We start from the raw sequence: 16,451 nt of genomic DNA on the forward strand, positions 1-16,451 counted from the left end.
GTCGGGGGGCGTTCTAAGTACATCTCCGACAAAACGAATAATGAACGGGCATCTTTCTATAACGGGGATATCCGTCGATTCCAATATGGCTTGACCTTCAATTTCGGATACAATACGTTTAACGTACACGCCTATTACGCCTTGAACCAACTTTTCGAGGATGGCACTTCGGTAGAGGGGGTCGATATCGCAATGAAACCTCTTCGGATAGGACTTATTTTCTATATTTTGTGATTTTCACAACCAGAATTTCACCAATAGCAGCTGCGAAAGCAACCCGATCAGAAAACCGATTGCGATTTCGGGTCTTGAATGTGCCTTGAGGTAGAGCCGTGATGTGGCGACAAGACCGGTTGCCAAGGTGAGCAGGCTTACCGCCAAGGTAATGTTGATCTCGAAGTGTATGCTCAGGCATACCAAAAATAGGAACAGGTTGCCCATGCCCATCAAATGCATGCTGACCTTAAACTTTAAGAACAGCAGTAGAAGGGCGGTCATCGCAGCGGCGATAAGACCCAAAAAATAAAAATGTAGCTCTGGGGTATAATCGTTCGGTATTACCTTGTAAACGACCATCAGTAGCAAAATAATATGAATGTACAAGGGATATTTACGCTCTTCTATGGCAGGTATAAAAACACTTTTTACCAGCCCGATATTTTTCAGAATAAAGAACGCAATGATGGGTATGATGACCGTAAGAATGAAAATCGGTAGGATGTTGGCACTCTGAAGCGCGGTAGGGCTGTATTTCGGTGTGACCATAAAATAGGCACAGGTACCGGCCAAGGGTACGAACAAAGGGTGAAAGATGTAGGATATCGACTGGAAGAAAATTCGCATTAGATTTTCTTTCGTAACCGTGCGACGGGAATATCTAGTTGTTCCCTGTACTTGGCTACGGTCCGCCGGGCAATGGGGTAGCCTTTTTCCTTGAGTATGGCCGCCAACTTGTCGTCGGTAAGCGGTTTTTTCTTTGGTTCTTCTTTTATTACAGTTTCCAGTATTTTTTTTATTTCCTTGGTCGAAACATCCTCCCCCTGATCGTTTTTCATGGATTCGGAAAAATATTCCTTGATCAATTTGGTGCCGTATGGGGTATCGACATACTTACTGTTGGCCACCCGGGAAACAGTTGAAACGTCCATATCAATTTCATCCGCGATATCCTTTAAGATCATGGGGCGTAAGTTTCGTTCATCACCGCTCAAAAAATACGCTTCCTGATAGTTCATGATGGCACTCATCGTAACGAACAGGGTCTGCTGTCGCTGGCGGATGGCATCGATGAACCATTTGGCAGCATCGAGCTTTTGCTTGATGAACTGTACGGTGTCTTTTTGTGATTTGGTTTTGCTTTTAGCTTCTTTGTAGCCTTTCAGCATGTTGCTGTATTCGCGGGATACATGAAGTTCAGGGGCATTTCTGCCATTGAGCGAAAGTTCTAGTTCCCCATCAACGATACGTATTGAAAAATCGGGTACCACATGTTCAACCATGCGGTTGTTGCCGGAATACGATCCGCCAGGTTTGGGATTCAGCCTTTCGATTTCCGAAATGGCGTCTTTGAGCTGTTCTTCGGAAATATTATGTTTTTGGAGTAGTTTCTTATAGTGTTTCTTTGTGAATTGATCAAATGATTTATCCAAGATGGTAGTTGCCAGTTCTATCTTTGGGGTCGGATGCTTTCTTTCGAGTTGAATAACCAGGCTTTCTTTTAGCGAACGGGCGGCCACCCCCGGGGGATCTAAATTTTGGACGATTTTGAGTACCCTTTCAATCGTTTTTTCTTCGGTGTAGACATTCTGGGTAAAGGCCAAATCGTCGAGAATGTCGGATAACGGTCTGCGTATATAGCCGCTTTCGTCTACACTACCGACCAAAAATTCGGCGATGCTCCATTCCTCGTCGTTGAGATATACCGTATTGAGTTGGTTGAGCAGATATTGGGTGAAGGAAATTCCAGCGGCGTAGGGCACATTTTTCTCTTCGTCGTCCGCACTGTAGTTGTTCGCTTTGGTCCGGTAATCGGGAATCTCGTCGTCACTCAGATATTCGTCGATGTTGATGTCCTCCGTATCTATGGTCTCGTTATCCCCCGATTCATCATTGTCGTACAGTTCGTCGTAAGGGTCATCGACGGAATCGGTTTCCTCTTTGCCGGTTTCAAGGGCCGGATTTTCCCCAAGCTCCTGTTTCAGTCGTTGTTCAAAGGCCTGCGTCGGCAACTGGATCAGTTTCATCAACTGTATCTGTTGCGGCGATAGCTTTTGGGATAGCTTGAATTGTAGGTGTTGTTTTAGCATCAGGGCAAATCTTACTTTATAAAGTTAATGATTTCCGATCAGAACTCCGCATTTTGCGGCGTTCTGGGGAATGGGATAACATCCCTGATGTTGCCCATGCCGGTGGCGAAAAGTACCAAACGCTCAAAACCGAGGCCGAAACCGCTGTGAACAGCGCTGCCGAACTTGCGCAGGTCGAGATACCACCAGAGTTCTTCTTCGGAAATGCCCAATGCGGCCATTTTTTCCTTTAGGACATCCAAGCGCTCCTCACGTTGAGAACCCCCCACAATTTCCCCGATACCGGGAAAAAGGATATCCATGGCGCGTACCGTTTTTCCATCCTCGTTTAAACGCATATAAAAAGCTTTTATTTTTGCGGGATAATCAAAAAGGATAACGGGACATTTAAAATGTTTTTCCACCAAATACCGCTCATGTTCGCTTTGCAGATCGGCACCCCACTCGTTGATGATGTACTGGAATTTTTTCTTTTTGTTGGGCTTGCAATTTCGTAAAATATCGATGGCCTCGGTATAGGTAACCCTTTGAAAGGTATTTTCGGAGACGAATTTCAGTTTTTCGATCAAGGGCATTTCACTGCGTTCGACCTGGGGCTTGGATTTTTCCTCGTCCAACAAGCGATTTTCCAAAAACTGTAAGTCTTCCTCGCAGTGCTGCAAAACGTACTGTACGACCTTTTTAATGAAATCCTCGGCTAAATCCATATTGTCGTCCAAGTCATTGAAAGCCACTTCGGGTTCGACCATCCAAAATTCCGCAAGGTGTCTCGAGGTGTTGGAATTTTCTGCCCTGAAGGTCGGTCCGAAGGTATACACTTTGCCCAAGGCCATGGCATAGGCTTCTGCTTCCAATTGTCCCGATACGGTCAAGTTGGTTTCCTTTCCAAAGAAATCTTCCTTGAAATTTATTGATCCATCGTCGTTCAATGGCGGTTTTTTGCCATCCAAAGTAGTTACCCTGAACATCTCGCCCGCTCCTTCCGCATCGGATCCCGTGATGATAGGGGAGTGGAAGTTATAAAATCCGTTCTCGGTGAAATACTGGTGTATCGCAAACGACAACGCTGATTGCACGCGCATAATTGCGGCAAATGTATTGGTACGTATGCGCAAATGGGCTTTTTCGCGCAAAAATTCCAAAGAATGCTTTTTAGGCTGTATGGGATAGGTTTCGGGATCTGCCCCGCCATGAACAAAAATATCGGATACCTGTATTTCTACGTTTTGGCCGGAACCTTGGCTCTCCACCAAGGTACCGCTGACCTTTAAAGCCGCTCCGGTATGAATCTGTTTCAATACAGCTTCATCGAGCTTTTCAAAATCGACCACACACTGGATATTGGCCAAGGTCGAACCATCGTTAAGGGCGATAAAACGATTGCTTCGAAAGGTCTTGACCCATCCGTTAACGGAAACTTGCCGTACCAAAAGATTTTTGGAAAGTAGTTCTTTTACGCTGGTCGATTTCATTCGTGATTTTTTCAAATTAGGCCGCAAAGATAGGATTTTGGGGTGATAGATTCGGTACTTGGAATTTTAATTGGTATCCTCATCCTTAGGTAGAATGTCTATTTGTGGTTCCTTCAAATATTCCTGGCTCGCAATATTTCGCTCTAGTGACAACAATAAGGAGGGAAGCAGGATAAGATTGGACAGCATAGCGAACAACAAAGTGGCCGAAACCAAAGACCCCAACGCAACCGTACCGCCAAAATCGGAAATAATAAAGACCGAAAAGCCGAAGAAAAGTACTATAGAGGTGTAAAACATACTGACCCCGGTTTCCCGCAAGGCCGCATAAACCGATTTTTTTATTTGCCAGTTATTGGTAATGAGTTCTTGACGGTATTTCGCCAAAAAATGGATGGTATCATCCACCGAAATACCAAAAGCGATGCTAAATACCAAGATGGTCGATGGTTTGATCGGCACCCCGATAAAGCCCATAATCCCTGCGGTGATAAGTAATGGAAGCAGATTGGGTATCAACGATATGATAATCATTCGAAACGACCGGAACAGATACGCCATAAAAACGGCGATCAGAAAGATGGCAAAGGCGAGGGACATTACAAGGTTTTTCACCAAATATTTGGTGCCCTGTAAAAATAGTATGGCGCTACCGGTCATGTAAGTATCATAGCGGTCGGGCGGAAAAAGCTTGTCCAGGTTTTCGGAGAGCCGACCTATAATTTCTTCCATTCGGTCGGTCTTCACGTCTCTTATGAAGGTGGTCATGCGTGCGGTCTGACCCGTGCTATCGACGAAGTTTTGCAGCAGATTGCCATCGCCGGCGGATTTTTGGGCAACGCTTAAGATAAAATTCGTCTCTTGCTTGGTGGGTAGCTGGTAATATTTGGGCATGCCGTTGTAGAAGGCCTGTTTCGAATATTTTACAAGGTTCACCACGGAAAGCGGTTGTGATAGTTCGGGGATTTCCGTAATTATCCCGTCCATCTGATCTAGTTTTTTCAGGGTATTGGTATTCATTACCCCTTTGGGCCGCTTGGTGTCGACCACGATTTCGACGGGCATAATACCGTCGAATTCCGATTCAAAAAAGCGAATATCTTTGAAGAACTGGGCATTTTTGGGCATATCTTCAATAGGGCTTCCCGAAATCTTGATTTGATAGATGCCGATAATACTGGCGATTAGAAGGCTTAAGGAGACGATATATACCGCAATTCTTTTATTTCTTACAAGATGTTCCATCCTATTGACGAAAGCATCGATCCATTTTTTATTCAGATGCTTTAAATGCCGGGTCTTTGGAAGGGACAGGTAGCTGTAGATAATCGGGATTATCAATAGCGAGAGAATAAAAATTCCGATAATGTTCAAAGAGGCAACGACTCCAAATTCCGTCAACAGCTTGCTATCGGTGATTATAAATGTCGCAAAACCGGATGCAGTAGTCATGTTGGTCATAAGGGTCGCGTTGCCGATCTTCGAAATGACCCGCTGCAACGACAAGGCTTGATTGCCGTGCTTTTTCACCTCTTGTTGGTATTTATTGATCAAAAAGATACAGTTTGGAATTCCGATAACGATGATCAGTGGTGGAATCAATGCGGTCAGTACCGTAATTTCATATTCCAGCAGTCCTAAAATACCAAAGGCCCACATCACGCCGATGATAACCACACACATCGAAATTAGGGTGGCCCGAAAACTTCTGAAAAAGAAAAAGAAAATCAAAGAGGTGACCAGTAATGCCGCACCGATAAACTTTCCGATTTCGTCGATAATACTTTGGGAATTCATGGTACGTATGTACGGCATGCCCGATATGCGTACGTCAAGATCGGTCTCCGCTTCAAAATCAGCGACCAGTTCGTTGACCTCCTGCAGTATAAAATTTTTCCTGACCGAGGTGTTGACGATTTCCTTGTCGAGGTTGGCGACGGTTCTGATGGTGCCGCTTTCTTTGTTGAACAGCAAATTGTCGTAAAAGGGTAGGTCGTTAAAAAGATGGTCGGTTAGGGAGTCAATTTGGGACTGCGTTCTGACCTGAGAGCTTATCAACGGCTTCAGCACAAATTTTTGATCTGTAGTATCCCTTTTAAGTTCTTTGAGATTATCAAGGGAAAGCACAAAATCGATTTCGGGAAAAGCGGCCAACTGCTTGCTAAGCTTGTTCCAACGGTTCAATTTCGATGGGGTGAACAACGAAGAATCCCTAATACCAAAAACTATGGCATTGCCTTCTTCACCGAAGGTTTTCAAAAAGTCTAGATACTCGACATTGACGGGATGGTCATTAGGTAAGAGGTTGGCCGTTGAGTTGCTGAACCGCATATTCTTCCACTGCATGCCCAAAAAGACCGTAAACGCGGCAATCAAGACCAATATCAAGATCCGGTTTCGGAGAATGATATTCGCCGTTTTTTCCCAAAAGCCTTTTGTAAAGTTTGACACCTTAATTTTGCAGTTTTTTACCGAGAGCAAAGGTAGGGAACGATTGCTAGACTTTCATAATCTCCGCTTCCTTTGCCTCCAAAAAGATATCTATCTTTTTACTGTAAGTGTCCGTAAGTGCCTGTACGTCGACTTCAGCATTTTTCTGCAAGTCTTCGGAAATATCGAGGTCTCGAATCTCCCTATTGGCATCTTGACGGGCGTTTCGAACACCCACTTTGGCGTCTTCGGCCTCTGCCTTGGCCTGTTTGGTCAACTGAATGCGGCGTTCCTCTGTTAATGGTGGCACGTTAATGATGACGAAATCGCCATTGTTCATAGGGTTGAAGCCCAGATTTGAGTTCATGATGGCCTTTTCTATGGGCTGTAGCATATTTTTCTCCCAAGGTTGAACGGAAATTGTACGCCCGTCGGGCGTATTGATGTTCGCAACTTGTGAAAGGGGGGTCTCCGAACCATAATATTCCACCATAACCGATGAGAGCATGGCCGGACTGGCCTTGCCAGCACGGATTTTCATAAATTCCTTTTCCAAATGTTTGATGGCGTCTACCATACCTTCCTTTGCGGAATCCAATATAAACTGTACGTCTTCGTTCATGGTTCAAATTTAAAATAACTATCTAAAAAAGATTTAAAACTGTGACTTAAAGGTTCACAACAGTACCTATATTTTCGCCTTCGACCAGCTTCAAGAGATTGCCCCTTTTGTTCATGTCGAAAACAACGATTGGTAGCTCGTTCTCTTGACTCAATGTAAAGGCGGTCGTATCCATAACTTTCAAACCTTTTAACAGCACATCGGCGAAGGAAATCGTATCGAATTTGGTGGCGTTTTTATCTTTTTCCGGATCGGAAGTATAAATGCCGTCTACCCGGGTTCCCTTTAAGATTACATCTGCCTCGATTTCGATGGCGCGCAACACTGCCGCAGAATCGGTAGTGAAATACGGATTTCCGGTTCCCCCGCCAAAAATGACGACCCGGCCCTTTTCGAGATGGCGCATGGCCCGTCTTCGGATAAAAGGTTCGGCTACCTCGTTGATTTGTATGGCAGACTGCAACCGGGTCTGCACCCCGGTAATTTCAAGGGCACTTTGCAGTGCCAAGCCATTGATTACGGTCGCCAGCATACCCATATGGTCGCCTTGGACCCGATCCATACCGGTAGCCGCACCGGCAAGGCCCCTAAAGATATTCCCTCCCCCGATAACGATAGCGATTTCAACACCTTTATCGGCTACTTCCTTGATTTCCTCGGCGTAATCTGCAAGGCGCTTGGCGTCTATTCCGTATTGCTTATCGCCCATCAAAGCTTCGCCGCTTAGTTTTAAAAGTATCCTTTTGTATTGCATCCGTCACTATTTCTTTGCGACAAAAATAATCAAAAATTGTTAGCGGGATGGAAGAAAAAATGGTGCGGGGTTCGATAACTGGCCTCCTTAATAATTTGCTAATCATGATGTACAATTCTGTTAAAATTTATATTCTTGCAGTATAGTATAACAGCGGTTCTTCCGTATAAATTCTTTTGAAAATGAACAGGATTAAAAAATGGGCGCTTCTAACCGTAACCGGATTTGTCTTTTATGGTTGCGGTTCGACCAAAGCATTGCTAACGGCCGATAAAACGGCAATCCGTACTTTTATGGACTTGAAGAACGTGGTAGACGACAAAGTGATGGTCTCGGTGGATCCAGGAACTTTTACTACGAACGACGTCTCTTTCTTGATTCCCAAAACGGTGCCGGGTACGTATAGTACCGATAATTACGGCAAGTATATCGAAAATCTCAAAGCCCTGGATTACGATGGAAAGGAGTTGGCCGTTACCAAGGGCGATGATAACACATGGAACATAACCAAAGGTAAAAATCTGGACAAGGTTACGTATTACGTGAACGATACCTACGACACGGAATCAAAAACAGAAGACGCCGTATTTTCCCCGGCAGGGACGAATATCCTCAAGGATAAGAACTTTATGCTCAACCTGCATGGTTTTGTTGGCTATTTCAAAGGTTTTCAAGAAGTGCCCTATGAAATCGAGATCAGTGTTCCGGAAAATTTGAAGCCCACCACTACCTTGACCATGAAAGGTGCGACCGACGAGAAACCGGGAACGGATACTTTTCTTGCGAGCCGCTATTTCGAGGTCATCGATAATCCGATTTTATATGCCGAGCCCAATACCGAATCCTTTCAGCTAAACGATATTAGGGTAAGATTGAGCGTTTATTCCCCGAATGAAGTCTACAAGGCATCGGACTTGAGGGAAAAAATGGAAAAGATGATGACCGCTCAAAAGGCATTTTTAGGCGATGTCAATACTACGAAGAACTATGATATTCTGTTGTACCTTTCTAAATGGGACTCTACGGATGCCGGCGGTTTCGGCGCCTTGGAGCATCATACTTCGACGACGGTTGTTCTGCCGGAGGCTATGGACAAGGAGCGTCTGGAGCAGACCATGATCGATGTGGTTTCCCATGAGTTTTTCCATACCGTAACACCGCTGAACGTGCATTCAAAAGAAGTGCAGTATTTCGATTTCAACGATCCGAAAATGTCACGTCATCTCTGGATGTACGAAGGTACCACCGAATATTTTGCGAATCTTTTTCAAGTACAGCAGGGCTTGATAGACGAAACGGAATTCTACCAGCGGATGATGGATAAGATTACCAATTCCAAATCCTACGATGATGCCCTATCATTTACGACCATGAGCCAAAATATTCTTGAAAAGCCTTACAAGCAAAACTATGCTAACGTTTACGAGAAAGGGGCCTTGATCAATATGGCCTTGGATATTGAGCTACGGCAATGGAGCAATGGAGAAAAGGGAGTATTATGGCTGATGAAGGAACTTTCAAAAAAATATGGAAAGGACACGCCTTTCGAAGATGACCGACTCATCGATGAGATTGTAGGGATGACCTATCCTGAGCTTCGAACCTTTTTTGACGACCACGTAATTGGCGATATTCCGATTAATTATGATGCCTATTTGGCGAAGGTCGGGCTGAAGATGGAAAAATCAGAAAAGCAGACCGGATATTTTCTTGACGGCGAGGAACCTTTTATAGACATTGACCCAGCGAAAGACAATGCGGTCTTTGTACGTAAGGGTATCCCTCTCAATAGCTTTTTCATGGATTTAGGAGCAGAAGGAGGCGATGTAATTAAAAGCATTAACGATACCCCGATTACATTAGACGCCATTCGCCCTATAATCGGCCAGAGTTTTGGTTGGTCGCCCGATACCGAAATCACCATGACCGTTCAACGCGGCGGTGAAGAAGTCAAATTCGAGGGCAAAGTCGGTACCCCGATGTTAGAGGTCGGAACGATTGTTCCAGTAGCGAATATCGCTCCGAAAGAAGCCCAGTTACGGGAGTCTTGGTTAAAATCGTGAATTGAGAACAGTAAAATAAAATGCCCAACTGTCGAAGTCGGGCTTTTTATTTTGATACAAGCCAAGCCGCAATTTGGTTCTTGCCCTAAACAGAATCAATGATTGAGTTCTTCTTCATCTTTTTGCAAGGGAAGCGTTTGTGGAACGAAATCCTGACCTGGAATAATGTATTCACCGTCTTCGTCGACCTTACTATAATCATAGGGCCAGCGGTGCACTTCGGGTATGGCACCTGGCCAGTTGCCGTGAATGTGTTCTCTGGGAGTCGTCCACTCTAAAGTAGTCGCTTGCCACGGGTTTCTTGGTCCTTTTTTACCATAGAAGATGCTATGCACGAAATTATAGGCGAAAATCAATTGTGCTCCGGCGGTAATCAGCGCAAATACGGTCATTAATACTTGTACATCGGTCAAATCATCGAACATCGGGAAGGCCGTATTTTGATAATACCGCCTTGGTACTCCAGCCATGCCCACAAAGTGCATCGGGAAAAAGATACCGTAAGATCCGACAGCGGTAACCCAAAAATGGACATACCCCATATTCTTGTTCATCATCTTGCCTTCGAACAATTTCGGAAACCAGTGATAGATACCCGCAAACATACCATACAGTGCCGAAATACCCATTACTAGGTGAAAGTGTGCCACTACGAAATAGGTATCATGTACATTGATATCCAGTGTACTGTCCCCCAAGATGATTCCGGTGAGTCCACCGGTAATAAATGTGGAAACCATACCTATTGAGAACAGCATCGCCGGGTTTAGTTGTAAGTTGCCCTTCCATAACGTGGTTATCCAGTTAAAGGCCTTGACCGCTGAGGGAATCGCTATTAAGAGGGTCGTAAAAGTAAATACCGAGCCCAAAAACGGATTCATACCCGAAATGAACATATGGTGGCCCCAAACGATCGTCGATAAAAAGGCGATGGCCAAGATTGATGCTATCATTGCGCGATACCCGAATATAGGTTTACGTGAATTAACCGCCAATACCTCGGATACGATACCCATAGCGGGTAATATTACAATGTATACCTCGGGATGTCCCAAAAACCAGAATAGGTGTTCATACAGAACGGGAGACCCACCCTGAAAATGTAATACCTCGCCTTGGATAAAAATATCGGATAGGAAAAAGGAAGTTCCAAAACTTCGGTCCATTATTAACAATAATGCAGCAGACAATAGAACGGGGAAAGATATGACACCGATTATGGCGGTAACGAAAAACGCCCAAATTGTCAAAGGCAATCGCGTCATCGACATGCCTTTCGTTCTTAGGTTAATGACCGTTACGATATAGTTCAAAGAACCCAAAAGCGATGATGCAATAAAAATGGCCATCGATGTCAACCAAAGGGTCATACCCAAGCCCGAACCTGATTGCGCCATAGGTAATGCACTCAAAGGCGGATAGATAGTCCAACCGGCCGCTGCCGGTCCCGCTTCGACGAACAACGAGCCGATCATGATTACCGAAGAGGTAAAGAACATCCAATACGAGACCATGTTCAAAAAGCCGGATGCCATATCACGGGCACCGATCTGTAAGGGAATCAACAAGTTGCTAAAAGTTCCGCTCAAGCCTTGCGTGAGCACGAAAAAGACCATTAGGGTACCGTGTATCGTTACCAATGCCAAATAGACGTCGGCATCCATAACCCCTTCGGGCGCCCATTTTCCCAATAATGCCCCGAAAACGGCATTCGATTCACCTGGCCAGGCGAGTTGCATTCGAAACAGGAGCGACATGGCGATGCCTACGACACCCATGATAAGCCCCGTAATCAGGTATTGCCGAGAGATCATTTTATGGTCTTGGCTGAAAATATATTTCGTAAGGAATGTTTGTTTGTGATGATGCGCATGCTCGTCGTGAGCGTGATCATCGGCTATGTGTGTATTAGCATTTACAGACATATTAGACTTTTTTTTATTTATTAATTTTCTTGTTCTAGCTTTTTTTGTCGCCTCGGCTTGCTCGCTTTTACTGACCTATCGAAGCGGTTTCAACAACATTCATAGCGGGTTGCGAATCATCGCCCATGACAGTTTCCTTGAAAGTTTTTTGCTCGGCCATCCAGGCTTCATAGTCCTTTTGGGGCTCAACGATAATCCTCATCTGCATATTATAATGCGATTTACCACATATTTTGTTACAGAGCAAAATATAATCAAACTCCCAAGGGTCGGAATTGTCTTCTCCGTTGGCCGCCCTTTCTTTTCGTATTTCGTTCGTACGTTTGACCTTATCGATGATTTCCTGTTTTTGGCGCATCTCTTCGGTAGTGGTAATGGGCGTAAACGAAAATTCGGTAATCATGCCCGGTACTGCGTTCATCTGCGCCCTAAAGTGTGGCATGTAAGCGGAATGCAATACGTCTTGGGACCGAATCTTAAAATTAACTTTACGGCCTACCGGAAGATGAAGTTCCCTAACGATTACATCATCGGCGGCATAGGTATCCGATTCATCAAGGCCGAGTACGTTGGCCTTGTCGATGTCGATCATTCTGACATTGGCTTGCCCCAGCACATTGTCCTCCCCGCCATATCTTGCCGTCCAGTTAAATTGCTGACCGTAGAGTTCGACAATCAAAGGGTCGTCTTCATCGTTGACATCCATGATGTTGGTCCATGTATATAGTCCCCATAAAATCAATCCTGAAAGAACGATTACCGGAATGATGGTCCAAATAAATTCCAAACGATCATTATCGGCATAAAAAAGGGCTTTTTTGCCTTCTTCACCTCTGTATCTGTAACCGAAGTAATGCAACAAACCTTGGGTAATCGTCTGTACGAAAAAGATAATGCCCATGGATACGACCATCAAATAGTCGTATTCCCCACCATGCGCCGAAGCTGCTTCCGGTAGCAACAGTTTCCCGTATTTCCAAAAACTGAAAATGGTTATGCCGTAGATAAAAATCAAAAAGGCAAACAAAAGATATCCGTTTGTCTTATTGTCGGAATCGTTCGCTATTTCAGAACTATCGGTCCGAAGTTGTGACAACTCGAATATTTTGGTCATTTGCCAGATCGCTATGGCCACTAGGATTAAAACCGCTAAAATCAAAACTGTCGTCATCGTATGCTCTACTATTATACGTTAAAATTAATCAACAATCCCTTGTTTCAATAATGAAAATGCCTGCTTTCTTCGATAAAAGGATTGCGTTTGGGCTGCAAAGGAGCACTGGTAAGCGCCCTGAATACCCAAAAAATAAAGAAGCCGGCAAAGAATAGAATTGCCCCGATCTCGGGAATACCGATAAACCATTGATCGCCAACCGTTGCCGGCATTATCATGTTAAAGAAGTCCATATAGTGCCCTGCAAGTATTACAATACCCGTTAAAATTACAAACCAGTTGATCCGCTTATAGTCACTGTTCATAAGTAATAGCACGGGAAATAGAAAGTTCATGGCGACCATGCCGAAGAAGGGTAAATTATAATCGGCAATTCGGGCCACGTAATAGGTAACCTCTTCCGGGATATTCGCATACCAGATGAGCATAAACTGGGAGAACCACAAATAGGTCCAAAAAATACTGAAACCGAACATATATTTTGCCAAATCATGAATATGGCTATCGTTGACATCGGGTAAATAGCCCCTTGATTTCAAATAAATGCTTACCATAGCAATTACGGTAATACCGGAAACGATCATGCTGGCGAAAACGTACCAGCCGAACAAGGTACTGAACCAGTGCGGGTCTACACTCATGATCCAATCCCAGGACATAATGGATTCGCTGATCAGATAAAAGACTAAGAAACCGGCCGATATCCTAAAATTCAATTTAAAATTGGAATTATCATCGGATTCATCCTGCTGTAGGGACAATTTTCGGGAATATTCCCGATAGGCGATCCATCCCCCTAGGAAAAAAGCTGCGCGGATCAAAAAGAAGGTTGGGTTCAAATAGCCCGATTTATTTTGTAGGATATGATCTTCGGCCACAACATCGGCATCCATCCAAACAAAAAGATGGTTCATGTGCAATACGGAGAGCAATAAGATTACAAATACGATAATTCCGCCAGGCACCAAATAGGCCGTAATCCCTTCCATGACCCTGAACAATAGGGGAGTCCAACCGGCCTGGGCGGCACGGTTTATGGCATAGAATGCCAATACGCCCAAGGCAATCAGAAAGAAAAATAGGGCCGCCACGTAGAGTGCCGCCCAAGGCTTGTTCTGTAGTTGGTGCAGTAGATGCTCGTCGTGCGATGCATCGTGTTCGCCGTTCTGGACTTCGGTTGCGTTACCGTGCTCGATTTCCGCTCCCATACCTACGGCGGCGTTTTCATTTTCTTTGTATTCCTCTTCGGCGTGCGATTCGCCATGCCCGTCGCCGTGACCCGCTACCATCGCCTTGGCCTCTGCTACAGTGCCAGGGGCGGTAAAAAAACCGATACCTATGCCCAGCGCTCCTACCACCATTAGAATGAAGGAACCGATCTTTAACCTGTTTGAAAATGTATACATATCCCTTTCTAAGTATTATTTCTGTAATTCTTCTTTCAATTGCATCACATATTCCGATACCTGCCACATCTCCTTGGTATTCATTTGCGATGCATAAGAACCCATGGAGTTCAGGCCATATTGTATGGTGTGCATGGTGGTGCCTACGGTAATGTTTCTCACCGGATCGGCATAACTGGGTACTCCGAGAATCTTTTCGCGCTGTACCAAGGTACCTTGCCCTTCGCCGTTATCGCCATGGCAAATGGCGCAGTAAATTGTATATAGTTGGCCGCCTGCCGCCAAATTCTCTTCGGCGCTGATGGAGTCGAGAGGACTCACCTGAAGGCGCGCCAACTCTTTTCCTTCAGGGGTGTTTTCGTAGGGATAGGGAATCCATCCACGGGGGATGGTGTTCGCTGCCGGGGCCATGGCTTCTTGGCTATCGGGCAGAAAATCTACCTCGTCATAGGTTTCGTACCCAACCGGCTCATACATGTTCGGCATGTATTGATAATTGGGTTCGTTCTTGTCGAAGCATGATACCAGCACCGCAAACATTCCCAATAGCAATCCTAAGTTTTTGAAATTGTTCATCATCAATGACTATCTTTTTCCAATATATTAATCTCTACCGCGCCTGTTTCCATCAACAGATCCTTTAATTCCTTTTCGTTGTCATGAATTTCAATTTCCATGATAAAATGGTCGTCGGTAGTCCGTACATCAGGATTTTCCGCTTTTTTGAACGGCCACAGACGGCTTCTTAGGTAAAACGTGATCACCATCAAGTGGGCCGCAAAGAATACCGTCAGCTCGAACATGATCGGAACGAATGCCGGCATATTCTCTATATAGCTAAAACTGGGTTTCCCGCCTATATCCTGCGGCCAATCCTGAATCATGATATAGTTCATCATTACGATAGACACCGTAAGACCGACGCAACCGTACAAAAACGACGTAATCGCGATACGGGTCGGCGCGAGGCCCATCGCCTTGTCCAGCCCATGAACGGGAAAAGGGCAATATATCTCTTCAATGTGATGTTTGGCCGCCTTTACCTTTTTTACGGCAAGCATCAACACGTCGTCGTCGGTATAATATGCATGTATCGTTTTAGATGCCATATGTTTTAAGTTCAAGTTCAAAAAAACTAGGTCTGTATAATTTTTTACAGCCCACCGCAACTGCTACCACTTACTTATTTCTATTTTTACTGCTTAATAACCTTGCCTGACCGGCCCAATCGTCACGCTGTGCCCTGCCGGGGAAGAATTCGGTAATCGAATCCAACAGATCGTATTCCCTTTTGGTCATTCTACCGACTTGGGCAAACGTATAAATTCCGATTTCGTTCAGGGTAGCTTCCATCTGCGGACCGATACCCTTTACTTTTTTGAGATCGTCGGGCTTTTGTGTGGTAGCGTCGAACGTACCGATAGTACTCAAAAGATCGGAAACACCCGCTTTGTTATCTTTTGCGGGTACCACTTCGCCCATGAGGACATCTTGCGTTATTATCTCTTCCCTGGGCTGGGTAACCTTCATTTTTTCAATGGTATACAAGGGTTTGCCGGCTTCCCTCAATTTTTTGTAACGTTCACCGGAAGACTTTAAAATGGACTTCACTTCTGCTTGCGCGATGACCGGGAAAGTTCTGGCATACAATAGGAACAATACAAAGAAAAATCCGAGAGTTCCGATAAATATCCCGATATCGACGAAAGTGGGGGAGAACATCGTCCATGAAGAAGGCAGGTAATCGCGGTGTAGCGATGTTACGATGATGACGAAACGCTCAAACCACATCCCGATATTCACAATGATAGAGATAAAGAAGGAGAACATAATACTGGTCCGTAGTTTTTTGAACCACATAAACTGTGGTGAGAATACGTTACAGGTCATCATACTCCAGTAGGCCCACCAATAGGGACCTGTAGCCCGGTTCAAGAAGGCATATTGCTCGTATTCCACGCCCGAGTACCAAGCCATGAACAATTCGGTGATGTAGGCGCAACCTACTATCGAGCCGGTTATCATGATGACGATGTTCATCAATTCGATATGCTGAATAGTGATATAGGCCTCTAGGCTACATACTTTTCGCATAATGATTAACAACGTATTTACCATTGCAAAGCCGGAGAATACCGCACCGGCAACGAAGTACGGTGGAAATATGGTGGTATGCCATCCGGGAATGACCGAGGTGGCAAAGTCAAAGGATACAATGGTGTGTACGGAAAGTACTAGGGGAGTCGCCAAGCCTGCCAATACCAATGAGACTTCCTCAAAGCGCTGCCAGTCTTTGGCC

At 44.9% G+C, this 16,451-nt stretch carries 13 protein-coding genes and 1 pseudogene; 2 read left to right on the forward strand and 12 right to left on the reverse strand.

Features of this window, described 5'->3' with window-relative positions; genetic code table 11:
• Positions 1-234: pseudogene (locus tag ACEW8S_RS07750) on the forward strand (PorT family protein); the annotation flags it as partial.
• Positions 235-237: 3 nt separating this feature from the next.
• Here the strand turns inward: ACEW8S_RS07750 and ACEW8S_RS07755 are convergent.
• The 6 genes from ACEW8S_RS07755 to pyrH all read right to left on the reverse strand — a co-directional run bounded on the left by ACEW8S_RS07755 (position 238) and on the right by pyrH (position 7,584).
• On the reverse strand, positions 238-843 hold the full coding sequence (locus tag ACEW8S_RS07755) for a hypothetical protein (RefSeq protein ID WP_373517592.1): 606 nt from the start codon (positions 841-843) through the stop codon (positions 238-240).
• A complete protein-coding gene (gene rpoN, locus ACEW8S_RS07760) occupies positions 843-2,306 on the reverse strand; it encodes an RNA polymerase factor sigma-54 (protein WP_373517593.1) in 1,464 nt (487 codons plus the stop codon). Before rpoN ends, ACEW8S_RS07755 begins: the two co-directional genes overlap by 1 nt.
• A 38-nt stretch (positions 2,307-2,344) precedes the next feature.
• Positions 2,345-3,778 carry an asparagine--tRNA ligase gene (gene asnS, locus ACEW8S_RS07765; protein ID WP_373517594.1) on the reverse strand — a complete coding sequence of 478 codons (1,434 nt, stop codon included), beginning with the start codon at positions 3,776-3,778 and terminating at the stop codon, positions 2,345-2,347.
• A gap of 66 nt (positions 3,779-3,844) precedes the next feature.
• Positions 3,845-6,229, reverse strand: a complete 2,385-nt coding sequence (locus ACEW8S_RS07770; protein ID WP_373517595.1) for an RND family transporter — start codon at positions 6,227-6,229, stop codon at positions 3,845-3,847.
• A gap of 46 nt (positions 6,230-6,275) precedes the next feature.
• Positions 6,276-6,830 carry a ribosome recycling factor gene (frr, locus tag ACEW8S_RS07775; protein ID WP_373517596.1) on the reverse strand — a complete coding sequence of 185 codons (555 nt, stop codon included), beginning with the start codon at positions 6,828-6,830 and terminating at the stop codon, positions 6,276-6,278.
• Between the two features lie 46 nt (positions 6,831-6,876).
• The gene (gene pyrH, locus ACEW8S_RS07780) at positions 6,877-7,584 is read right to left on the reverse strand and encodes a UMP kinase (RefSeq protein WP_373517597.1); all 708 of its coding nucleotides are present in this window, start codon (positions 7,582-7,584) and stop codon (positions 6,877-6,879) included.
• Positions 7,585-7,766: 182 nt separating this feature from the next.
• On the opposite strand from pyrH, the gene ACEW8S_RS07785 reads away from it, so the two are divergent.
• On the forward strand, positions 7,767-9,647 hold the full coding sequence (locus tag ACEW8S_RS07785) for a peptidase M61 (protein WP_373517598.1): 1,881 nt from the start codon (positions 7,767-7,769) through the stop codon (positions 9,645-9,647).
• Positions 9,648-9,742: 95 nt separating this feature from the next.
• Here the strand turns inward: ACEW8S_RS07785 and ACEW8S_RS07790 are convergent, their stop codons facing one another.
• The 6 genes from ACEW8S_RS07790 to nrfD form a co-directional block, all read right to left on the reverse strand.
• The gene (locus tag ACEW8S_RS07790) at positions 9,743-11,572 is read right to left on the reverse strand and encodes a cbb3-type cytochrome c oxidase subunit I (protein ID WP_373517599.1); all 1,830 of its coding nucleotides are present in this window, start codon (positions 11,570-11,572) and stop codon (positions 9,743-9,745) included.
• A gap of 67 nt (positions 11,573-11,639) precedes the next feature.
• Entirely contained in the window at positions 11,640-12,743 is a 1,104-nt protein-coding gene (locus ACEW8S_RS07795; RefSeq protein WP_373517600.1) for a cytochrome c oxidase subunit II, read from the reverse strand.
• 47 nt (positions 12,744-12,790) lie between these two features.
• The gene (locus tag ACEW8S_RS07800; RefSeq protein ID WP_373517601.1) at positions 12,791-14,152 is read right to left on the reverse strand and encodes a quinol:cytochrome C oxidoreductase; all 1,362 of its coding nucleotides are present in this window, start codon (positions 14,150-14,152) and stop codon (positions 12,791-12,793) included.
• Positions 14,153-14,167: 15 nt separating this feature from the next.
• The gene (locus tag ACEW8S_RS07805; RefSeq protein WP_373517602.1) at positions 14,168-14,731 is read right to left on the reverse strand and encodes a cytochrome c; all 564 of its coding nucleotides are present in this window, start codon (positions 14,729-14,731) and stop codon (positions 14,168-14,170) included.
• On the reverse strand, positions 14,731-15,261 hold the full coding sequence (locus tag ACEW8S_RS07810; RefSeq protein ID WP_373517603.1) for a DUF3341 domain-containing protein: 531 nt from the start codon (positions 15,259-15,261) through the stop codon (positions 14,731-14,733). Before ACEW8S_RS07810 ends, ACEW8S_RS07805 begins: the two co-directional genes overlap by 1 nt.
• 70 nt (positions 15,262-15,331) lie before the next feature.
• A partial coding sequence (nrfD, locus tag ACEW8S_RS07815) for an NrfD/PsrC family molybdoenzyme membrane anchor subunit (protein ID WP_373517604.1) occupies positions 15,332-16,451 on the reverse strand: 1,120 nt, incomplete at its 5' end.

The sequence above is a fragment of the Pricia sp. genome (assembly GCF_041745955.1).
Classification (GTDB): Bacteria; Bacteroidota; Bacteroidia; order Flavobacteriales; family Flavobacteriaceae; genus Pricia.